Consider the following 21,654-nt stretch of genomic DNA (forward strand, 5'->3'; position numbering starts at 1 on the left):
CGGATTGGTGGTTTGTAATGGAGATTAATCACGATTATAGAGTAAAACTTTTTGATGAATTAGGTTTTGAAAGAAAGCAGTGTACCGAATGTAAACAGTGGTTCTGGACACTTGATAAAGACAGGACTACATGTGGGGACAGCCCTTGTGATGAGTATTCTTTCATTGGAAGTCCAATAACCAGTAAAAAATATACTTACAATGAAATGGTAAAAGAATTTACAAATTTCTTTGCTGAAAAGGGACACAGTCCTGTAAAAAGATCTCCTGTAGTTGCAAAAAGATGGAGAGACGATATTCTTTTAACTATCGCATCAATTGCAGTATTTCAGCCATGGGTTACAAATGGACTCGTAAAACCCGTAAAAAATCCGTTAGTAATTGCACAGCCATGCATCAGGCTTAACGATATTGATAATGTCGGAAGGACAGGAAGACACTTAACATGCTTTACAATGGGTGCACACCACGCATTCAACTCAAAAGACGAATACAAGTATTGGACAGATAAAACTGTTGAATACTGTTTTGAATTAATGCAAAGACTCGGAATCGATGGAAAAACAATTACCTTTATCGAAAGTTGGTGGGAAGGCGGTGGAAACGCTGGACCTTGTTACGAAGTAATAACACACGGTGTTGAACTTGCAACACTTGTTTTTATGCAGTACAAAAAAGTTGGAAACGATTACGAAGAAATTCCTCTAAAAATTGTTGATACGGGATACGGAATCGAAAGATTTGCATGGGCTTCCCAAGGGACACCAACAGTTTACGAATCTTTATTTTCAGAAGTAATTGAAAAATTAAAGAAAGACGCTGGAATTCCTGAAGTTGATGAAAAAATAATGGCTGAGAGTGCAACTCTTGCTGGACTAATGGATATTGAAAATGTCGGTGATTTAAGAGTTTTAAGGCAAAAAGTTGCTGAAAAAATCGGAATGGATGTAGATGAGCTTGATAAATTAATAAGCCCGCTTGAATACATCTATGCTATTGCTGACCACACGAGATGTCTTTCATTCATGTTTGGGGATGGAATTGTACCTTCAAACGTAAAAGAAGGCTACCTTGCAAGATTGGTATTAAGAAAGACGTTAAGATACATGGAAAAAATCGGAATCTCGATGTCTATCAAAGATATAATTTCAATGCAGCTTGAAAACATGAAGGAAATTTATCCTGAATTAAGCGAAATGAAAGAATACATCATGGATATTTTAGATGTTGAAGAGAAAAAATACATTCAAACCGTGAACCGTGGAAGAGGAATAGTTGAAAGAATGGCTGCTTCAAAGTCTGAAATCACGCTTGACGATTTAATTGAATTATACGACAGTAACGGGCTTCCTCCTGAAATTGTAAAAGATGTAGTTGATGAATTAAACAAAACGGGAAAGAAAACTATCAAAATTACAGTTCCAGACAATTTCTACACGATTGTTGCAGAAAGACACGAGGAAGAAAAACCTGAAGAAGTAGTTTCAACGAAAAAAGAACTTCCAGAACTTGAAGTTTCCGAAACTGAACTTTTATTCTTCAAACACCCAACACAAGCAGAATTCGAAGCTAAAATCTTGAAAATCGTTGAAAAATATATAGTACTTGATAAAACACTCTTCTACGCTGAAGGTGGGGGTCAAAAGTACGATATTGGACAGTTAAATGATATTGAAGTTGTTGATGTTCAGAAAAAGAATGGAATCGTATTCCACAAAGTTTCAGACATTTCGAAATTCAAAGAAGGCGATACTGTAAAAGGTACTGTAAACTGGGAAAACAGGCTTAAATTAATGAGAAATCACACTGCAACGCACGTAATAAATGCGGCAGCAACAAGGGTTCTTGGAAAACATATATGGCAGACTGGTTCAAACGTTGACACCGAAAAAGGAAGACTTGATATAACTCACTACGAGAGAATTTCAAGAGGGCAGGTAAAAGAAATTGAAAGAATTGCAAACGAAATCGTTCTTTCAAAAATACCTGTAAATTCCACATTTATGGATAGAAACGATGCGGAACAAAAATACGGCTTTACAATCTACCAGGGCGGTGTAGTTCCAGGGGATACTTTAAGAATAATCGAAATCGAAGGAACGGACGTTGAAGCATGTGGTGGAACTCACTGCAGCAACACTTCAGAAGTTGGATACATTAAAGTTTTAAAAACCGAAAGAATACAGGATGGTGTTGAAAGACTTGAATATTCAACCGGAATGGGTTCAGTTTCAGAAATTGCGAGCCTTGAAGATGTTTTAATTGATTCTGCTGAAATTTTGGGAATTCCAAATGACCAGCTTCCAAAAACTGTTAAAAGATTCTTTGATGAATGGAAAGAACAGAAAAAAACAATCGAAGAACTCCAGAAAAAAGTCGGTGAACTTGTTAAATACGAACTTGCTGATAAATTCGAAAAAGTCGGAGATTACGAAGTTTTGGTTGAACAGGTCAGCGGAACTCCAAACGAATTGATGTCAATTGCAGACAACCTTGCTGTTGGAAATAAACTCATAGTTTTAATGAATGAAAGCGACTACCTCTTATGTAAAAGGGGAGAAAACGTTGAATTAAGCATGAAAGAATTAATCAGAAATATTGGAAAAGGTGGGGGTAAAGATAACCTCGCACAAGGAAAATATTCTGAAACCAAGGAACAAATCACGGAAAAAATAAGCCAGATTTTAAATAAATAATTTTTATTTCTTTTCTGTTTTGATAAATATTAGGTGCTAAAATGTTCATACCTTCTCATATTACAGGTTTTTTCAAAATAACTAGACACGAAAATTTACTAAAGACTGGGTCAACTGGTGCAGGAATTACGCTAAACAGGGGTGTATCCACAAAATTGGTTGAAGGTTCTGGAAAAGTTTATTTTAACGACGAAAAAATAGATTTGTGTCCATCAAACGATGTTATAAAATATTTGGGACTGAAAAACGAATTAAAACACGATATAGTTTATACTTCCGATTTTCCGCTCGGTTGCGGCATGGGAACGTCAGGATGCTGTGCACTTGGTGCTGCATACGAACTGAGTTCAACATACAACTTTAAGAACATGCAAAATGATATTGATAGAAGTAATTTAAATAATGCAAAAAATGAATCCAATGTCTCGGAACTCGTACAAATTGCTCATAAAGCGGAAGTACGATGTAATACTGGTCTTGGTGACGTTATCGCACAGCACACGAAAGGTTTTGTTATTCGAAAGAGTCCCGGATTTCCAATTGGTGTTGAAAGCGTTGAAATTAAAAATATGGATGAATACAATATATTGGTAGATATATTTGGCAAAAAGGAAACAGATACAGTAATCAATGATCCTTTATGGATTGAAAAAATAAACAATACTTCAGACGAATTACTTGGAAAATTATTGAAAAAACCAACTCTTGAAAATTTCATGGACTTATCATACTACTTTGCAAAAAACACGGGCCTTGCATCTGATGAAATAATCGAAATATGTGACGATTTAAGCTTTACAACAGGAGCTTCTCAGGCAATGCTTGGAAATGCGATATTTTGTATATGCAAAGACGAAGAATTAAACGATGCAGTTTCAATTTTATCCAATCCAGTAGTTTGTAAAATTTACAAATAAAGGTGTAAACATGATGTCTACAGTAAAAGTTCTTTTATTGATGGCACTTTTAACGGGAATGATTTACGGAATTTGTTATATGCTTGGATTCCCCCCAATATTTGCAATACTTTTAGCACTTATCCCAAATTTAATAAGCTATTTTTATAGCGACAAAATAGTTCTAAAGAGCTACGGTGCAAAAATGGTGGATGAAAGCGAAGCACCAAATTTACACAGAATTGTTGATTCAATAGCAAACAGGGCAAATATTCAAAAACCAAAAGTTGCAATAATTAATACTGATACTCCAAATGCGTTTGCAACAGGGAGAAGTCCTAAAAATGGTGTAGTTGCAGTTACCACTGGAATACTACAACTTTTAAATGAGCAAGAACTCGAAGGGGTTTTAGCACACGAAATTGGACACATAAAGCACAGGGACATATTAATTGGAACAATAGTTGCAACAATGGCTGGAGCGATAATGTATATTGCAAATTTCTTACAATGGGGAATGTTATTTGGATATGGAAGAGATGATGATGGAAATCCAATGCAGATTGTTGCATCATTACTTTTCATAATTTTAGCGCCAATTGCAGCAATGGTTGTCCAGTTTGCGATTTCAAGGCAGAACGAATTCACGGCTGACGAAAGTGGTGCAAAATATTCAAACCCAATTTACCTTGCAAATGCACTAACAAAACTTGAAAAAGGAGTTAAATACCATCCTTTAAAAAATGGAAGCCCTGCAACTGCGCACATGTTTATTGTAAATCCTTTTAAAGCAGGAAACGTTGCAAGGTTATTTTCAACGCACCCTTCAACCGAAGAACGGGTAAAAAGATTAATGGAAATGGCAAGTAACCCTAAATATTTAAGATAAGGCGATTAAATGCAGCTTGGACTCACTATTCTCGCGGAAGACCGTGTAGGCATACTCTACCGGCTAACAGGAATAATTTCGGAATCAAATGCAAACATAGTGTACACTCAGCAGTTTATTATTGGTGAAGATAACGGTTTAATTTACGTGGAACTTGATGGAGTCGAGGATGAGAGGAATTTAGTTGAAAAACTCGAAAAACTCGAATTTGTAAAGAAAGTTGAAACTCACAAAACAATGAGTAAGATATTTGGTAAGAGAGTTTTGATATTTGGCGGTGGAGCACAAGTTTCACAAGTTGCAATGGGTGCGATAAGTGAGGCAGACAGACACAACATCCGCGGGGAGCGAATAAGTGTCGATACAATGGCTGTAGTTGGGGAAGAAAATCTTGCGGATGCCATCTTAGCAATAAAAACACTTCCAAGAGCAGGAGTTTTGGTTTTGGCAGGGTCTTTAATGGGTGGAGAAATTACGAAAGCTGTCGAAAACGTAAAAAAAGATACAAATATTCCAGTAATCTGTTTAAACATGTTTGGAAGTCTCCCTAAACTTGCAGATTTGATTGTAACTGACCCTGTGCAGGCAGGAGTTATTGCAGTAATGACCGTTGCAGATACTGCTAAGTTTGACATAAATAAGGTTCGCGGAAGAATACTTTAATTTTATATTGTTTTTTTACTTTTTTAAGGTGATTTTTATGATAAAAACTGTTGTTGGAAGTTATCCTGTAGTTAAAGGACAACCCGATTCCATATTAGATAAATTTAAGAAATTTTTTGGAAAATATGACGAATATGAAAATTCAATAAAAAGAGCTTTAGATGACCAAATAACTGCTGGAATTGATATATTAAGCGACGGTCAGGTCAGGGGAGACATGGTTGAGATATTTGTATCAAACATGTACGGTTTTGAGGGTAGACGGGTTGTAAACCGGGTTGAATTTGTAAAACCAATTACTTTAAACGACATAAAATATTCCTTAAAATATATTTCAAAAAAAGACCCTAAAAAAGGAGTAAAAGGAATAATTACAGGAGCCTGTACGCTTGCTTCATCAATTCGTGTTGAAAATTACTATACTGATAATAAGGATGAAAATTTAATTTATGATTTAGCGGCGGCTTTAAACAAGGAAGCACTTTCAATTCAAAATTATGTAAAAATGATACAGTTTGATGAGCCAATTCTTTCAACTGGATTATACGATCTCGAAGTTGCAAAAAAAGCAATGGATATACTTACTTCCGGGATAAATGTACCTGTTGCAATGCACGTTTGCGGAGATGTTTCAAAAATATTTTACAAATTAAATGAATTTAATGTAGATATTTTAGACCACGAATTTGCATCGTGCAGGAAAAATCTTGAGATATTAAATGAAATTACAAAAAAGGTTGGTTTTGGGTGCATAAACACTAAACTTAAATCCGTAGATTCTGTTGACGAAGTAAAAGCATTAATAAGTGAAGGAATAGAAATATTAAAGGATAATTCTAAATTCGGGGTTTCGATAAATGATTCCGTGATAATAGATCCAGATTGCGGTATGAGATTACTTCCAGTGGATGTTGCATACTCCAAATTAAAGAACATGGTTATTGCAGCAGATGAAATCGAAAGGGATTTAATTTAATCAGTGGGTAGGGTAAAAATGTCAAAACCAAGTTTAAATAACTACAGGCTGTATTTAATAATCGCCTTAATTTTTTGTTCGATAAGTTCGGTTGATTCATACCGTTTTGATGAGTATTCTGTAACCTATTCTATAGATCAAAACGATAATTTTTATGAAGAAATATATTTGAAAATTTACAATAATAATTCAGACGATTTATACGAAATTAGCTACAGTATCCCACAGGAAACTTCAAATTTAACATTTAATTCTTCAAAAGGAATAGATTCTTATTCCATAACTACAAACGATGCAGGCGTAACCGAAGTCAGTGTTAAGTTGAATGAACCGATAGGGGCATGGCAGAGCGGCGATTTACTGGTTAGTTTTACCGGAAAGGTTTCAGACCTTAGTGGAAAAAAACAGGTATATATTATAGTTCCGGCATTTGATTCGACTTTTAAAGTCTCGGTAGAACTTCCAGAAGGGGCTGCAATTGTGTCTCCCGTAAAAGACGTTTTAAGTATAAGTCCAAGGGATTATACCGTTGGAACAAACGGTAAAAGTATTTTTGTCGAGTGGGAAAAGGACTTAACTTCAGAAGAGAAATATTTTGAGGTTACTATTAATTACGTGCTGACAGCTGCAGTTACTCCTGTAGTGACAGAAGAAGATAATGAAGATTTATACCGTGCAATAAGCATTGTTTTGGGTGTACTTGTAGTTGCACTGATATTTTTTATTTATCGAAATTATAACAAGGTAAAAATGATAAATGAACTGCAAAATGAACTAATTGGATTAAATAAAGGTCTTGAAATCTCCCAGCTTAATTTGCAGAACAAAAATAAAGAACTTCAAAGATTGGAAGAATTAAACAACCATGTTTTAAAAGAATTGGATTTATCAAAAAATACTTTAAAAGATTATGAATTAAAAATTGCCGAATTAAAAGAAGAAATATTACAGTTTAAAGCTAAAATTGAAAATTACGTTAAATTAAAGGAAGAATTAACTTCAAAGGATTTAGAAATTAAAAATTTAATGTCTTACAAAAAATTGTCCGAAGAACTTAAGTTGAAAGTTGATGAATTAAATGAAATTGTGGAAGAAAAAGAAGATTATATCCTTGAATTAATAGGCAAAATTGGGGATTACGAGTCCCACAAAAGCGAAACCCTGATGAATATTTTAACAGACGAAGAAAAAGGTTTAATCGAATTAATCAGGGAACACGGATCGATTTCCCAAAAAGAAATTGTAGATATAACTGGACTTACCAAACCAAAAGTTTCAAGGATGATTTCAGACCTCGAGCAGAGAGGGATGGTTAGAAAAGTAAAAATTGGAAGAATTAACAAAATTGCCCTTTCACAAGATTTGGATGGGTCAATTTAAAATGATTCTTCATTTAAATCCCAATTTTTTCAATGGAAAACTATATGGGTTTAAAGGTACTATTTTAAAATTATAAATTTCAATGTTTGAATTAAGGATTTATTAATATAGTATAATTGTTAAATTGAAATCAAAATTGAAATCGAACGATTACAGTGCGGATACTGAAGTCTTTAAATGAAATATTGAAAAATCCACTTTTTAATTTTTATCCTTTTTTAGGGAATTACACTGTTGAATTAAGTTATTTTGGAATTATGGTGTTAATAACTATTCGAGTTTAGGTGAATATCATGAAAATACTTATTTCCATATGTGGTGAGGGATTTGGACACACCACGCGCTGTATTGCCATTGGAAATGAACTTTTAAAGAAACACGAGGTCAAATTTGCAGCATATGGCAAAAGTAAAGACTTTGTAGAAATGTCTGGGGGCGAAGTTTTTGAAACTTATCCTGAAATCAAGCTTTCTGGAAAAGACGGCAAATTTGATGTTAAAAAGAGTATATTTAACAACGACTATCATCCTGCAAGAGCTATAAAAAAAGAAATTGAAATAATAAAAGAATATAATCCTGATTTAGTCATTTCAGACTGTAAATACAGTTCGGTAGTTGCTTCAAAAGTTTTAAAAAAGCCATATTACATAATAACTAACCAAAACTGTACTAAAACTGATAAAAAGGAAAAATATATTGTATATCCAGTAATGGAGATATTAAACGTCATAAACAAATCTGCAGAAAAGGTTATAATTCCTGATTTTCCGCTTCCCTATACAGTATGTGAGTACAACTTAAAACTCTTAGAAAATCTATCGTTTATCGGCCCATTAATCAGGTATAATGTAGTTCCCGAAGAAATTAGTGATGAGGGTTACATTTTATGTGTCATTGGCGGGTTTGAATATCGATACAAGATATTGGAACTTTTAAACAAAATTTCTGCGAAAAAAGGATTAAAAGTAAAGATGGTTTGTGGAAGTTACGAAGTTGCAGAAAAACTTGAAAAAATAAAATCAAAAAATGTCGAAGTAATCCCGATAACAACGAGTATGGATGAATTATTAAAGAAATGTTCTTTTGTTGTATGTCATGGCGGACACTCGACATTGATGGAAGCAGCGTGTTTTGGAAAACCTGTAATCACAATTCCTGACCTCGACCACCCGGAACAGGAAAACAACGCGAAAAAAGTAGCAGACATGGGGTGCGGAATTGCACTTTCATACAGAAATGTTGATGAGACATTACAGGATGCAATTGAAAAAATGGTTTCAACTACCCACTACTTTGAAAATTCTAAAAAGCTGATGAAAACATACCTTACTAATCGTGGAACCGATAAAGTAATGGACATTGTAGAAAATGGACTTTAAAATTTAAAATAAATTAAGGTCAAGTGAAAAAATGAAAATAACCATTCTTTCGGGCGGAACTGGCACACCAAAGCTGATGCAGGGTTTCAAAGAAGTTCTTCCAAACGAAGAAATATCTGTTATAGTAAATACTGGCGAAGATAATTATATTGGGGATATTTACTTATCTCCTGACGTAGATACTGTTTTATACACGTTTTCAGATTTAATAAACGATGAAACATGGTATGGTCTAAAAGGAGATACTTTTTTCTGTCACGAACAGCTTAAAAATTTTGGATTTGACGAAGTTTTAAGGATTGGCGACAAAGACCGAGCTTTAAAAATGCATAAGGCTTCCCTTTTAAAAAAGGGAGTTTCAATGTCTGAAATTGTAAATATTGAGAGAAAAGCCCTTGCAATACAATCAAAAATTTACCCAATGTCTGATGAAAAAGTTGAATCCAAAGTTTTAATTGAAGAAAATGGCGAAAAAATTCTTTTAAAGTTTCACGATTTTTGGATTTTTAGACGGGGCAACGCAAAAGTTTTAGACATTTTCTACGAAAACTCAAATTATGCAAAAGCTGCAAACGGTGTTTTAAAAGCAATTCATGAAAGTGACTTTGTGGTTATCGGTCCATCAAACCCGATAACATCAATTGGACCAATTTTGAGTATTTCTGAAATAAAAAATGCATTAAAAGAAAAGTTGGTTTTTGCAGTTTCGCCAATTGTTGGTGAAAATCCCGTAAGTGGGCCAGCAGGAACACTTATGAATGCAAAAGGTTATCCTGTAAGTGCACTTGGGGTTTATGAATATTATAAAGATATTATAGATGTCCTCGTGTTAGACAATAGTGATATTAACAAAAAGAAAGAAATAAATTGTGAAGTTTTATATGCTAATACGATAATGAAGACTATTGATGATAAAATAAATCTTGCAAAAAATATTCTTGAATATTATACATCTAATAGGGATATTAACAACATTATTGAGTAATATATTTATTAAGCATTAGATTAATGTCAAGTTATTGTTTCGTAGACTGAAAGGTTAGCGGATTAATAAAGGAGATAATAATGATTCAAATAACCGTTGTACAAATTGATAATTACGGCCCATGGACAGTTACCCCCAATCCAAGAAGAGAAAGTGACCTACAGGCACTTCAATCAAGACTTTACTGCGATATGAATTTGCAATTTGGAGCACACAAAGGTCTTGCGTTTTACACAAGATTTGACAATATTATTGCAATTACAAACGGGATTGATTTAGAAACCCACAAAAGAATTCAAAATAGCGTAAAAAACAGGTATCCATTTACTGTCAGTATGGCAGTAGCTTCTGCAGAAACTGCATACGAAGCTCAAAAACTTGCAACAGAAACAATTCAAGAGTACGGTAGTGCACAAGACGATGTTAGAAAAGAAGTCTTGGATGTAGCTAATGAATTTGTATCAAATGGTTACGTACAACTTGCACACGTTGATATAAATGACATAACCGGTAAATTAACTGATCTTGAAACTGCATACGATACATATCTCTCAGTACAAAAAACAAAGCTTAAATTAATGGAAGAACTTAAAAAATATGATTCAATGGGCTTTTTTATTGGCGGAGACAACTTCATGTGCCCCTGCAACGGAATGAACGAAAAAGATTTCCTCTGCATGTTTGAAGACATAAAAGAATCCTGCGGTGTTGAGTTAAAGGCAGGTATTGGAATTGGAAAAACTGCTGAAGATGCATCAAACCTCGCAGATATTGGTTTAGAAGTTATTCGAGAAGGAAAAACTGATTTTCAAGTTTACACTTTGAAGCAGGAAATCGAAGAACGAAAAGATGTAACGTACAACTACATGTGCCCGATTTAACTTAATTCTTTTTTTATTTGGGATTTTATGAAAAAATTAAATAAAATTTACAATGTTTCAAAAAAAATAGTCCTTGCTCCAATGGCAGGGATTACTGATGGCGATTTTTGTTTGAATTATAAAGACACTTTTGGGATTGTGTGTCTTGGTGCATTTAATTTAGATTTTGATACGGATTTGGCAAGCAAAAAAATCCAAAGTCGCGGAAGAAAAGAATTTATTTATGATTTAAACGGAATCGATAAAAAAATAAATTCTGAAATTGAAAAAGCGAAAAAAAGTAACTCTTTAGTTTCCGTAAACATTCGTTTTAACGATTTTTCCAAAGCAAAATCCCATATCATTGAAATTTCAAAAAATGCAGATATTTTGGAATTAAACTGCCACTGCAGGCAGCCTGAAATAACTGATTTGAACCTCGGACAGAATTTACTTAAAAATGAATCTAAATTAATAGATTTTTTAAAAAATATTGGTGACTTAAATTTAGAAATTCCTATTTTTTTAAAATTACGGGCTAATTTTTTAACCGCTGAAGAATTAATGGAATTACTCGATAAAATTCGAGAATATTTTGATGGAATACATATTGACTGTTTTAATCCTAAAAAAAATTATGCCGATTTAGAATATTTAAAAAAAATTAGGGAAAGTTTCCCTGAAAAAATAATAATCGGTAACAATTCAGTTAATTCGGTTGAAAGTGCAAAAGAAATGCTAAAATACGCAGATTTTGTATCCGTAGCACGTTGTGTATTGATTAACAATGTAGACTGGGTTAAAAAAATGTAATTAATTTAATATTAACAGAGTTTTGAGATGGCTCTTAAAATATCTCCATCGGAAAGTATTCCAACAAGTTTATTTTCATTATCTATTACAGGTAACTGGTTTATAATTTCCCTTCCATCTCCGTGAAGGTCCATTTTTTTCAGAGCATCAACTGCAGACTCTTCCAAACCAATTGTTACAACATTTTTAGTCATAACATCGGATATCGTGGTTTCTAAAGTGTATTCATCGATTATTAAGTTATATCCTATGTCGGTAGTCGTTACAATACCTATTGTTTCGTTGTTTTGATTTACAACAGGCAGACAACTTATCTTATTTTTTAAAAGGGCTTCAAAAGCTTCAACTACGCCTGATTCCGGGGCAACTGAAACCACGTCACTGCTCATAATATTTTTAACAATTATTTCTCTGATTTTTTCCATTTTATTCTCCTGTTGTCTTTAATAATCCCAAAAGGTATTTAAATTAAATACTCAATTGTATATTAGATTTTAAATTTATTAAATAAACTATCGATTTCAAATCGAAAGCTTTAAATACTAATATTTTTTTAGACAAAAAATTAGCGGTTGAATGATTTATGAAGCGGGCAAATCTGTCTCATCATGATAAAGTAGCCAATGGAATCCGGCTTTTTGGAAATGTCGTGATAGACGAGTCAAATTACGATACATTCATATGGACTAAAGAAATACTTGGCCCAGATGATATGGAAGTTTGGAAAAAGACAGTTGAAGAAGAAATTAAAAAGGGAAATAACATCTACAACATGGCAAGGCTATGTAGAATTGGAAAAAATGATTATTTAAAAGAATTAGCATCAAAATATAATGTAAAGTACTACGATTCGTCAGACCCAACTAAATACGATGAATTACGAATTTATGCAAAAAGCGGGCTTGATGGGATTAATACAAAAGTAATGACTATCATGGGAACGAGCAGGCAGTCTGGAAAGTTCACCACCTGCATGATTTTAAAAAAGGAACTTGAAAAAAGAATTAAGATTGGGATTGTTGGGACAGAGCCGCAGTCTTTAATCTGTGGAATTGACGAAATGGTGGTTCCGCAAACTATAGAAACCTGCCACTGCGCATCAACGATATTTGGCGCAGTAAAAAAACTTGATACCACAGATAGGGATTTAATTATCGTATCGAGCCAGACAGGAATATTTGCAGATACCTTAGAAGTTGGAACTGGAAGAGGCGGCGGTTTAATCAGTATTGCAGTTTTATTTGGTTCAAAACCGGATTTTACAATTTTAGCATCAGATACACAGGATTTAGAAGTTATAAAAAAGAACATTTCTGCGATAGAACTTTTGAGCGGAAAACCTGTAATTGCAGTTACATTGAACTCAAGATGCATGAATGAAGAGAAATTAAAAGAATCAATTGAAACATTGTCAAAAGAACTTGGAATACCTGTTGTTGATGTTTTAAAAAGAATAAATCTCGATAAATTATTAGATGAGATTTTTTTAAAATTGAAAAATTAAATAAAAACTAAAATAAAAAAATTTAAACTATTTTTTCAAATTTTCGACAAATTTCTTTGAAATTGCCATAATTCCCAAAATTGGTGGGGTGCCCGGTGCGTTTGGAATTACTGATGCATCACACACGTATAATCCTTCAATTTCGGTTTCAAGGTTTTTATCAACGACTTTTCCAATTGCACAGGTTCCTCCCGGGTGAGACCCTCTTGGAACTGTAGAATAAATATTTTCAATTCCAAGATTGTAGAGATATTTTGAAGCTTTAGAAACGCCTTCACACAAGGTTTTCGTATCATTCATTGACATTTCTTTTTTTACGCTATTTTCAAACACTTCTCCAGTATTTTCATCTTTAATTTTTACCATGAGGCTGAATATATCGTTTTTATTTACATTTTCAACTTCTGAAATTCTTTTGTGGAGTAATTCTGAATAATGGGTTGCAAGTAAAAAATTGTCGTATTTTTTATAAATCGCCATTGAAACTTCTGAATTTAAGTTTGAATCTTTTAAAATTCCTCCAACAGTTACAAAAGTATCAAGGTATAAATTTTTACCAACTTCTTCATTATTTGATATTGTTTTTAAAATTCTTGGGGAGTTAATACCTCCTGCTGATAAAATTACCTGTTTAGACCTGTAAACTTTAATTTCACCGCTTTTTTTATCAAGTGCAACTATTGAAAAAACTCCATCCTGTTTTGCAAGCTTCATTACAATTGTATCGGTTACAATATCATCGTTGTATTTTCTCAAAAAGTCACATGGTATCCATTTGGCATCACATGGTTCATGTGCACAGAGCCCACAGTTTTTGCAGAGTTCGAAGTTTATAAATTTAGGAGTTTTTGAAAAGCCCACTTTTAGAAGTTCTTTTGAATTTTTTCTTAAGAAATCATCGGGAGTTTCTACAACTGACAACTCTTTTTCAATTTTTTCATATACTGAATCATTTTTTGAAATTCCAAGTTCTTTTACATCAATTCGAACTGCATTTGCAACAGAATAAACGCCTGTCCCGCCAAATGAATTCGCATAGATTACTTCAATATTTTCCCCTTCGGATACGTAGAAGGGATTACTTCCACATTCAAGTAGTCGTATTTTATGGTTTGGAAAAGACTGTTTTAACTCTTTAAATACGGTACTTCCCCCAACCCCTGAACCAATTACAATAATGTCTTCCATACTCTTACCTCAAACTCACCGATAATTATAAATTATAATATAAAATACTCTTTTGTTAGATTTTTTAAGATTCATAAAACACATTAACTTTTCGGTAATAATTTTTTTTATAAGAAAAATATGGTGACACCATGATTATTATTCCTGGCCCAAATTCGCAAAATCTGGCCAAAGAAGTTGCAAAACTCACAAATTCGGAACTTGCAAGGGTGGAATCAAAGCAATTTCCTGACGGCGAAATCTATGTTAGGGTTCACAGTGAACTTAAAGGAAAGGATGCAGTCATAATTCAGACCCAAAACATGCAAAACAATGCAATTGTCGAAGCAATTTTAATGTGCGAAGCTTTAAGAGAAGAAGGCGTAAAAAGCATAACTTTAGTTGCACCTTACCTCGCATATGCAAGACAGGACAAGAAGTTCAATGCTGGAGAACCAATCAGCATAAAAGCGCTTGCAAAAGTATATTCAAGTATTTGTGATAGAATCATCACGATAAACCCCCACGAAACACATATCAAAGAGTTTTTTGATATACCATTTATTTACGGGGATGCAATACCAAAATTAGCAGAACATGCAGGAGTAAAACTTGTAAAACCGCTCGTACTGTCCCCCGACAAAGGAGCAGTCGCGCTTGCAAAAAGAGCAGCTGAAGTTTTGAACTGTGAATGTGATTATTTAGAAAAAACAAGAATCTCTCCAACAGAAATTAAAATTGCGCCAAAAAATCTCGATGTATCCGGAAAAGACGTTTTAATTGTTGATGACATTATTTCAACAGGTGGAACGATGGCAACTGCAATTTCAATGTTGATTGAACAGGGTGCAAGAACCGTTATTGCTGCATGCGTTCACCCTGTTTTAATTGGGGATGCAATAAACAAACTTCATATCGGCGGAGCTTCTGAAATCGTTGGAACAAACACTTACCCTTCAGAAGTTTCAAAAGTATGCGTTTCAACAATAATCGCGGACATTTTAAACGAAGAATAATTAAAATAAAATAATTTTAACTATTTTTTAATTAAAATTGGAAAAAAGTAAAAATATAATAAATTTCTCGATTATTTGTTATGTTCCCAGTAAAGTGCATCGAGAAGTATCGCTACAGGGTATTCCATGTTTATGGAAAGCTCTGACGCATCTTTTATTAACTTGTAAGCTTCATCAGGTGTTTTTGGACTGAAATATGGAATTTCAACTGTTTCAAGCAATTTTTTGGTCCACTGACCCATTGGAATTTGTGCAGAAATTTTTTCCTTTAAATCCCCCCTGTGGCTTATTATAATTAAAATCGGGATTTTATAAACTTTAACTAACGAACCAATTGCATTTATGGAATTTCCAAGGCCTGAGTTCTGCATCAAAAGTGCAGTTTTTCTACCCCCCAGATAAGCTCCAGCACAAACACCAATTCCTTCCTCTTCACGAGTTACAGGAATGTGCTGAATATCTTTATCAGCATTTAGATAATTTAAAACAGTTTTTAAATTTGCACAAGGAACACTTGTTACAAAATCAACCCCTGAATCTAGTATTGCTTTATAAACAGCTTCACTTGCATTCATAACTCCACCATCCGGTTTTATTTTGGTGATAAATTGAAAATTTACATTGAAGGATATGGCTGCACTTTGAACACCGCAGACACCCAAATAATAAAAAATTCAGTTAATGAATTTGAAGATTTTGAATTGACCGATAATGTGGACGATTCCGACATAATTGTCATAAATACCTGTATTGTCAGGCAGGAAACCGAACACAGAATGATTTCACGAATAGAATATTTCAAATCATTGGATAAAAAAGTTGTCGTAGCAGGATGCATGGCAAAAGCGCTGTCCAAAAAAATTGAAAATCTTGCAGATGTTTTGATAATGCCAAGAGAAGCTCAGCATTCTGGAAACATTCTGAAAGATAAACTTTTAAAAGATTGTTCTGAAAAAAACAATGAATCAACTCAAAATTTAAATTTTGAAGACCAGTTAAACGAAAAAATCAAAAAAGTAAGTTCACAAGGTTTAATTACTGCACTACCGATATGTGAAGGATGCCTTGGAAGCTGTACTTACTGCATTGTAAAACGTGCAAGAGGAAATTTAGCGTCATACGATCGAGATTTAATTGTTAAAAAGGCAGAAGAACTTGTAAAAACAGGTACGAAATGTTTACTTGTAACGGCTCAAGATACAGCATGCTATGGACTTGATAATAACGACAGCCTTCCAAATTTAATAAATGATATTTCAGAAATTCCTGAAAAATTTGCAATGAGAATTGGAATGATGCACGCAAAATTTGCAGAACCAATTCTTGATGAATTAATAGAATCTTTCAAATCTGAAAAAGTAGTAAAATTCCTTCACCTTCCAATCCAGAGCGGTGACGACCAGGTTTTAAAAGATATGAACAGAAACTACTCAGTTGATGAATTTATTTCTGTATTAAATGAATTCAAGTCAAAAATTAAGAATTTAAACTTTACAACTGATGTAATCGTTGGATTCCCAACTGAAACTGAAGAAGCATTTGAAAATACCCTTGAAATCGTGAAAAAGATAAAACCTGACTTTACTCACGCTGCAAAATATTCTCAGAGAAAATATACAAAAGCAGCAATTTTAAAGCAAGTCGATACAAAAATAAGGAAAGAAAGGTCTGAAATTTTAAATGAACTCCGGCGAGAATTAAGCTATGAAAATAATAAAAGACATATCGGTGACACTTTCGAAATACTCGTAACAAAAAATAATTTAGGAGTTACAGATAACTGCAAAAACGTGATTTTCGAAGAACCTGCAAAAATCGGTGAGTTTAGACAAGTTAAAATAACTGGTGCGAAGACTTTCGGACTTTCGGGTAAACTGTTAAATTAAAATACTCTTTTTAATTTTTATTTTAAAAAAGTTTAAAAATTTAATTATCTAAAGATGGGCTGCATTGAGCACTTCATTGGGAGTGGAAGTGGTCTTTTTGGAGAATCTTTGGTTTCTGAAGTTATTTTTTCAATCAATTCTTCAACAGTTAATGATTCTTTTGTAGGCTGTTTTAATGTTGATTCTTCTCTAATTGTTACGGTTAATTTGCCGTTTTCCATTTCGCTGTCTCCAATTACGATAACGTAGTTTACCCAGTCAGTTCCAGCGTTTCTAACTTTTTTACCCATGCTGTCTTCTCTATCATCGAAGTCAGCCCTTATTCCTGAAGCTCTTAATTTATTTGCAACTTCAAGTGCAAATTCTTCGTGTTTATCACCTACAGGAATAATTCTTGCCTGAATAGGGGTTAACCATGTTGGAAGTGCAGGAGGTTTGTTTTCTAATGTATTTAAGTAAGCATTTTCTAAAAGGCCGCATAAAACTCTTTCAACACTTCCTGTTGGGGAACAGTGAAGGATGATTGGGTAAACTTTTTTATCGCCATCGTGAACAACGATTCCAAATCTTTCGGCGCTTTCAACGTCTATCTGAACAGTTGGATTTTCAATTGGTCTTCCAAAGCTGTCAACAACTGCCATATCGACTTTTCCAACCCAGTAGTGTTTTCTTCCGGATAAGATTTCGAGAATTGCATCTTTTCCGTATTTTTGTTTGTACTCTTTTGCCATTGCAAAGAACCAGTCTTTGTTTTCGTCAAAGAAGTCCTGTGTAAATCTGAAGATTATTGCGTAAGGAGTTTTAAAGTCATCTCCAGTTTTTAAACCCATCCAAAGCTGGTCTTCAAATGCTTCCATTGCCTGTTTCATGTCCATACATACGGTGTGCATATCAGGCATTGTAAATGCTCTTAATCTTTTCAAACCAACTAATTCTCCTCTCTGTTCGTATCTAAAGCTGTAAGTTGAGAGTTCGTATAATTTTAAAGGCAGGTGTTTTGGTAAAAGGTACATATCTTTTTTCATCATGAACTGACCAAAACAAGCTGCAAATCGAAGCATTAAATCTTTTCCGCCCTGTGTAAACCTATACTGTCTTTCTCCAAATTTGTCAGCGTGTTCTCTTATCGCGTTATTTTGAAGGTCGTACATTACCGGAGTTTCAACAGGCATTCCTCCTCTTTCTACAACGAGGTTGTAAACATAGTCTGAGAGTAAATCTCTGATTAATTTTCCTTTTGGGTACCATCTGAAATGTCCTGCATCTGAACTTGGCTCATAATCGCAGATTTCTTTTTCTTTAATGTATTTAACGTGAGGAGGTTCCCCTCTTTCACTTCCATCTTCTTTAATATCGAGTTCGTGTTTTAAAAGAGCTAAGAGTCTTTTATCATCCATTTTTGAGATGATGTCTTCGTTGACTTCAGTAAGTTCTTGAGTTTCCCCATCGATTATGTAGAATTTTGAAACAACTTTTTCTTTTTTAACTTCTTCTTTTCTGTCAGTTGTTATTTTTCTTGAAAGTTCACTCAAAGGATGTCCTTTACAGCTGATTTTAAATGCTTTGTACCATCCAAATGGTGCTCTGAGCACTTCGTAGTTATTTGAAAGTTCGCTTTCGATTTCTGCTAAAATTTCTTTTGCAGTAGCGGGAGACCCTAAATCACTTGATAAGTGTGCGTAAGGGTAAACCACAACGTTTTTTACTTTTAAATTATCCGCAGTTTTTACTATTTCTTCAACAGCGTTTTTAACAACAGCTTTTGGATCGGATTCGTCATCTTTTTCAACAGCAATAAAAACGGTTAAACATTCGTCCATTTTTCCGTTTAAAACATCGGTGTTTTCTGCAATTTTGGTTTTTTCCTTGGCTTCAAATTCCAAATAATCAGAATGTATTAAAAGTGTTTTCATTTTTTCCCTCAATTTAGAAGAACTAAACTATAATTGGTAATTTACATAAAATTTATATGTTTAATTAGGATACACAATATAAAAAATTAATTACTGTGTTTTACCGTGTTTATTTGTAGAGCATCTTTTTTTAATAATTGTATTTTATATTTTATTTTACATTTGATAATCTGGTGGCAATCATGGATAATTTTAAAGACTTAATATGCATTGGATTTGAAGGAACTGCTGAAAAAACAGGTATTGGAATTATTACCTCAAGTGGAGAAGTTTTATTTAATAAAACAATAATTTACACACCTCCAGTACAGGGAATTCACCCAAGAGAAGCAGCAGATCACCACGCGGAAACATTCGTGAAGCTTTTAAAAGAAGCTTTAAATGAAGTTCCGCTTGAAAAAATTGACCTTGTTTCATTTTCACTCGGTCCGGGCTTGGGTCCAAGTTTGAGGGTTACTGCAACAACTGCAAGGGCACTTTCTCTTTCAATAAATAAACCGATAATTGGTGTAAACCACTGTATCGGCCACGTGGAAATTGGAAAATTAACAACAGATGCAGTTGACCCGCTTACATTATACGTAAGTGGCGGAAACACGCAAGTTTTAGCTTACACTGGAAAAAAATACCGTGTAATTGGTGAAACACTTGACATTGCGATAGGAAACTGCCTTGACCAGTTTGCAAGGCACTGTAATTTACCGCATCCTGGCGGGGTTTACATTGAAAAGTTTGCAAAAGACGGAAATAAGTTTATAAATCTTCCATATACTGTCAAGGGAATGGACATATCTCTTTCAGGATTATTAACGTCTGCAATGAAAAAATACGATTCAAAAGAAAAAATTGAAGATGTATGCTACTCATTACAGGAAACTTCGTTTTCAATGCTCACGGAAATTACTGAACGAGCACTTGCACACACGAATAAAGCAGAAGTAATGCTTGTTGGAGGGGTTGCTGCAAATAACCGCTTAAAAGAAATGCTTAATGTAATGTGTGAAGAACAGAATGTTGATTTTTACGTTCCAGAAAAACAGTTTTGTGGCGATAACGGTGCAATGATTGCGTGGCTTGGAATTTTGCAGTACGTAAATGGAAAAAGAATGGATTTGATTGATACAAAACCGATTTCAAACTACAGAAGCGACATGGTTGAAGTTAACTGGATACATGACGAAAACAAGAATTTGGAAAATGGAGTCACCAAATCTCGGATAATTCCAAAACATCTGATTGGAAAAGGGGCAGAAGCAGATATTTCAAAAGGACGGTATTTAGAATTTGAATCAATTACAAAAGAGAGAATTAAAAAAGGATACCGTATTTTAGAATTAGATGAACTGATAAGGAATAGAAGAACCGTAAAAGAAGCCCGATTTTTAGCGGCAATTAAGGACTTTGGAATCTATGCTCCAAGCATTTATGACATCGACAAGGAGAATAAAAAAATTACGATGGGCTACATCCACGGAAAACTTGCAAAAGAAGAAATTGAAGATGGAAATATTGAATTTTGTAAAAGTTTAGGGGAAATTATTGGAAAAATGCATGATAGTGGGATTGTGCACAATGATTTAACAACTTCAAACTTTATAATTTCAAAAAATCCGTATATTATAGATTTCGGGCTTGGAAAGTACAGTGATTTAATTGAAGACAGGGCAATCGATTTGATAGTCCTTAAAAAGTCAATAATGAGTATTCATTACGATAAATTCGATTCAGTTTGGGATAAAATTGTTGAAGGCTATAAATCTTACGATATGGCTGAATCGGTTTTAAAATGCATAAATGAAGTTGAAAAACGGGCAAGATATCTTTAACTCTTTTTTTATTTTATGTCGGGGACATAACATAATTTAATATATGTTAATTTTCATATATTTTTCTATAATTTATTGCACTGCTTTACGGGGTAGGCTATTTATGATGAAAGTAAACCATTCAAAATGCCGGATTAGCGATATTTCATATATCGTTGCAATAAGCCTTGGTTTGAATATTCTCGGGTCTCAAGCGGTTACTTATTTTCAATTACCTGCATTTTTGGATAGTTCTGGAACTATTTTAGCGGCGATACTGTTTGGGCCATTAATCGGGGCTTTAGTTGGGCTTTTGACAAATTTGGTCGAAGGATTTTTCATATATTCTGGATTATACTACTTTGCGATAGTTAATATTTTAATTGGATTTGTTACCGGGGTTATTTTTAAAAAATACCCGTTTAATTTAAAATATGTGGTTATTACAACAATAATCCTTGCTCTGATTGGAACGATTGTCGGAAATATCATTGCATATTATTTATTTGGCGGGATTACTGGGTCATCAATCGATGATATAACGATGTATTTTGCAGGTAGTGGAATGAGCGTTTACAATGCAGTATTCGTTAGCGGATTTATCGTAAATCTGTTCGATAAAATAATTTCATTTGCTTTAGTATTCGTGATAATTGGCTTTTTCCAAAAATACTTTGATAAATACTATTTAAATATCGAGTTCGAAGACGAAACTGAGTAACTTTTTATTCAGCTAAGTTTTAACCTTTTTTTAACGTTTTTAACTCTCTTTTAATTCAAAATTAAATGATATTTTTTAGATATGTCGACTCGTTTTTGTTTTTTT

The 21,654-nt window shown here is 33.6% G+C and carries 19 protein-coding genes; 15 read left to right on the forward strand and 4 right to left on the reverse strand.

Features of this window, described 5'->3' with window-relative positions:
* The first annotated feature begins 17 nt into the window (after window positions 1–17).
* The 10 genes from alaS to ACS5L2_RS01270 all read left to right on the forward strand — a co-directional run bounded on the left by alaS (window position 18) and on the right by ACS5L2_RS01270 (window position 11,537).
* Window positions 18–2,696, forward strand: coding sequence for an alanine--tRNA ligase (alaS, locus tag ACS5L2_RS01225; RefSeq protein ID WP_459201947.1), 2,679 nt, complete (start codon window positions 18–20; stop codon window positions 2,694–2,696).
* A gap of 41 nt (window positions 2,697–2,737) precedes the next feature.
* Entirely contained in the window at window positions 2,738–3,613 is an 876-nt protein-coding gene (locus tag ACS5L2_RS01230; RefSeq protein WP_459201948.1) for a pantoate kinase, read from the forward strand.
* A gap of 10 nt (window positions 3,614–3,623) precedes the next feature.
* The gene (locus tag ACS5L2_RS01235; RefSeq protein WP_459201949.1) at window positions 3,624–4,481 is read left to right on the forward strand and encodes a zinc metalloprotease HtpX; all 858 of its coding nucleotides are present in this window, start codon (window positions 3,624–3,626) and stop codon (window positions 4,479–4,481) included.
* Window positions 4,482–4,490: 9 nt separating this feature from the next.
* Window positions 4,491–5,144: a DUF5612 domain-containing protein gene (locus ACS5L2_RS01240; RefSeq protein ID WP_459201950.1), complete on the forward strand. Its 654-nt coding sequence runs from the start codon at window positions 4,491–4,493 to the stop codon at window positions 5,142–5,144.
* Window positions 5,145–5,181: 37 nt separating this feature from the next.
* Window positions 5,182–6,120, forward strand: a complete 939-nt coding sequence (locus ACS5L2_RS01245) for a methionine synthase (RefSeq protein ID WP_459201951.1) — start codon at window positions 5,182–5,184, stop codon at window positions 6,118–6,120.
* Window positions 6,121–6,138: 18 nt separating this feature from the next.
* Window positions 6,139–7,500, forward strand: coding sequence for a helix-turn-helix transcriptional regulator (locus ACS5L2_RS01250; protein WP_459201952.1), 1,362 nt, complete (start codon window positions 6,139–6,141; stop codon window positions 7,498–7,500).
* 293 nt (window positions 7,501–7,793) lie between these two features.
* Window positions 7,794–8,879, forward strand: coding sequence for an MJ1255/VC2487 family glycosyltransferase (locus tag ACS5L2_RS01255; protein ID WP_459201953.1), 1,086 nt, complete (start codon window positions 7,794–7,796; stop codon window positions 8,877–8,879).
* Between the two features lie 31 nt (window positions 8,880–8,910).
* Window positions 8,911–9,864, forward strand: coding sequence for a 2-phospho-L-lactate transferase (cofD, locus tag ACS5L2_RS01260; RefSeq protein ID WP_459201954.1), 954 nt, complete (start codon window positions 8,911–8,913; stop codon window positions 9,862–9,864).
* A gap of 80 nt (window positions 9,865–9,944) precedes the next feature.
* Window positions 9,945–10,745, forward strand: coding sequence for a GTP cyclohydrolase III (locus tag ACS5L2_RS01265; RefSeq protein ID WP_459201955.1), 801 nt, complete (start codon window positions 9,945–9,947; stop codon window positions 10,743–10,745).
* A gap of 27 nt (window positions 10,746–10,772) precedes the next feature.
* The gene (locus tag ACS5L2_RS01270; RefSeq protein ID WP_459201956.1) at window positions 10,773–11,537 is read left to right on the forward strand and encodes an MJ0144 family RNA dihydrouridine synthase-like protein; all 765 of its coding nucleotides are present in this window, start codon (window positions 10,773–10,775) and stop codon (window positions 11,535–11,537) included.
* A gap of 11 nt (window positions 11,538–11,548) precedes the next feature.
* On the opposite strand, the gene ACS5L2_RS01275 is transcribed toward ACS5L2_RS01270, so the two are convergent.
* Window positions 11,549–11,962 (reverse strand): CBS domain-containing protein, encoded by a 414-nt coding sequence (locus ACS5L2_RS01275; protein WP_459201957.1) that lies wholly within the window; start codon window positions 11,960–11,962, stop codon window positions 11,549–11,551.
* Between the two features lie 158 nt (window positions 11,963–12,120).
* On the opposite strand from ACS5L2_RS01275, the gene ACS5L2_RS01280 reads away from it, so the two are divergent.
* Window positions 12,121–13,041, forward strand: coding sequence for a DUF1611 domain-containing protein (locus ACS5L2_RS01280; protein ID WP_459201958.1), 921 nt, complete (start codon window positions 12,121–12,123; stop codon window positions 13,039–13,041).
* A 27-nt stretch (window positions 13,042–13,068) separates the two neighbouring features.
* Here ACS5L2_RS01280 and ACS5L2_RS01285 read toward each other — a convergent pair whose 3' ends face one another.
* A complete protein-coding gene (locus ACS5L2_RS01285; RefSeq protein ID WP_459201959.1) occupies window positions 13,069–14,229 on the reverse strand; it encodes a GMC oxidoreductase in 1,161 nt (386 codons plus the stop codon).
* 131 nt (window positions 14,230–14,360) lie between these two features.
* Here ACS5L2_RS01285 and ACS5L2_RS01290 point away from each other — a divergent pair, with 131 nt between their 5' ends.
* A complete protein-coding gene (locus ACS5L2_RS01290) occupies window positions 14,361–15,224 on the forward strand; it encodes a ribose-phosphate diphosphokinase (RefSeq protein WP_459201960.1) in 864 nt (287 codons plus the stop codon).
* Between the two features lie 71 nt (window positions 15,225–15,295).
* On the opposite strand, the gene comD is transcribed toward ACS5L2_RS01290, so the two are convergent.
* Entirely contained in the window at window positions 15,296–15,799 is a 504-nt protein-coding gene (gene comD / locus ACS5L2_RS01295; protein ID WP_459201961.1) for a sulfopyruvate decarboxylase subunit alpha, read from the reverse strand.
* 33 nt (window positions 15,800–15,832) lie between these two features.
* Here comD and ACS5L2_RS01300 point away from each other — a divergent pair, with 33 nt between their 5' ends.
* Window positions 15,833–17,110, forward strand: a complete 1,278-nt coding sequence (locus ACS5L2_RS01300; RefSeq protein ID WP_459201962.1) for a tRNA (N(6)-L-threonylcarbamoyladenosine(37)-C(2))-methylthiotransferase — start codon at window positions 15,833–15,835, stop codon at window positions 17,108–17,110.
* 44 nt (window positions 17,111–17,154) lie between these two features.
* On the opposite strand, the gene ACS5L2_RS01305 is transcribed toward ACS5L2_RS01300, so the two are convergent.
* A complete protein-coding gene (locus ACS5L2_RS01305; RefSeq protein WP_459201963.1) occupies window positions 17,155–19,023 on the reverse strand; it encodes a threonine--tRNA ligase in 1,869 nt (622 codons plus the stop codon).
* Window positions 19,024–19,205: 182 nt separating this feature from the next.
* On the opposite strand from ACS5L2_RS01305, the gene ACS5L2_RS01310 reads away from it, so the two are divergent.
* Entirely contained in the window at window positions 19,206–20,849 is a 1,644-nt protein-coding gene (locus ACS5L2_RS01310) for a bifunctional N(6)-L-threonylcarbamoyladenine synthase/serine/threonine protein kinase (protein WP_459201964.1), read from the forward strand.
* 103 nt (window positions 20,850–20,952) lie between these two features.
* Window positions 20,953–21,549 carry an ECF transporter S component gene (locus ACS5L2_RS01315; protein ID WP_459201965.1) on the forward strand — a complete coding sequence of 199 codons (597 nt, stop codon included), beginning with the start codon at window positions 20,953–20,955 and terminating at the stop codon, window positions 21,547–21,549.
* The last annotated feature ends 105 nt before the right edge of the window (window positions 21,550–21,654 follow it).

It is taken from the genome of Methanococcus mangrovi, from assembly GCF_054506835.1.

Excerpts from the sequence above, each read along its gene's own strand:
- cofD (WP_459201954.1), top strand. The coding sequence starts at position 8,911 with ATGAAAATAACCATTCTTTCGGGCGGAACTGGCACACCAAAGCTGATG.
- ACS5L2_RS01245 (WP_459201951.1), top strand. The coding sequence starts at position 5,182 with ATGATAAAAACTGTTGTTGGAAGTTATCCTGTAGTTAAAGGACAACCC.
- comD (WP_459201961.1), bottom strand. The coding sequence starts at position 15,799 with ATGAATGCAAGTGAAGCTGTTTATAAAGCAATACTAGATTCAGGGGTT.
- ACS5L2_RS01235 (WP_459201949.1), top strand. The coding sequence starts at position 3,624 with ATGATGTCTACAGTAAAAGTTCTTTTATTGATGGCACTTTTAACGGGA.
- ACS5L2_RS01285 (WP_459201959.1), bottom strand. The coding sequence starts at position 14,229 with ATGGAAGACATTATTGTAATTGGTTCAGGGGTTGGGGGAAGTACCGTA.
- ACS5L2_RS01305 (WP_459201963.1), bottom strand. The coding sequence starts at position 19,023 with ATGAAAACACTTTTAATACATTCTGATTATTTGGAATTTGAAGCCAAG.
- ACS5L2_RS01255 (WP_459201953.1), top strand. The coding sequence starts at position 7,794 with ATGAAAATACTTATTTCCATATGTGGTGAGGGATTTGGACACACCACG.
- ACS5L2_RS01280 (WP_459201958.1), top strand. The coding sequence starts at position 12,121 with ATGAAGCGGGCAAATCTGTCTCATCATGATAAAGTAGCCAATGGAATC.
- alaS (WP_459201947.1), top strand. The coding sequence starts at position 18 with ATGGAGATTAATCACGATTATAGAGTAAAACTTTTTGATGAATTAGGT.
- ACS5L2_RS01310 (WP_459201964.1), top strand. The coding sequence starts at position 19,206 with ATGGATAATTTTAAAGACTTAATATGCATTGGATTTGAAGGAACTGCT.
- ACS5L2_RS01290 (WP_459201960.1), top strand. The coding sequence starts at position 14,361 with ATGATTATTATTCCTGGCCCAAATTCGCAAAATCTGGCCAAAGAAGTT.
- ACS5L2_RS01275 (WP_459201957.1), bottom strand. The coding sequence starts at position 11,962 with ATGGAAAAAATCAGAGAAATAATTGTTAAAAATATTATGAGCAGTGAC.
- ACS5L2_RS01240 (WP_459201950.1), top strand. The coding sequence starts at position 4,491 with ATGCAGCTTGGACTCACTATTCTCGCGGAAGACCGTGTAGGCATACTC.
- ACS5L2_RS01230 (WP_459201948.1), top strand. The coding sequence starts at position 2,738 with ATGTTCATACCTTCTCATATTACAGGTTTTTTCAAAATAACTAGACAC.
- ACS5L2_RS01270 (WP_459201956.1), top strand. The coding sequence starts at position 10,773 with ATGAAAAAATTAAATAAAATTTACAATGTTTCAAAAAAAATAGTCCTT.
- ACS5L2_RS01265 (WP_459201955.1), top strand. The coding sequence starts at position 9,945 with ATGATTCAAATAACCGTTGTACAAATTGATAATTACGGCCCATGGACA.
- ACS5L2_RS01315 (WP_459201965.1), top strand. The coding sequence starts at position 20,953 with ATGATGAAAGTAAACCATTCAAAATGCCGGATTAGCGATATTTCATAT.
- ACS5L2_RS01250 (WP_459201952.1), top strand. The coding sequence starts at position 6,139 with ATGTCAAAACCAAGTTTAAATAACTACAGGCTGTATTTAATAATCGCC.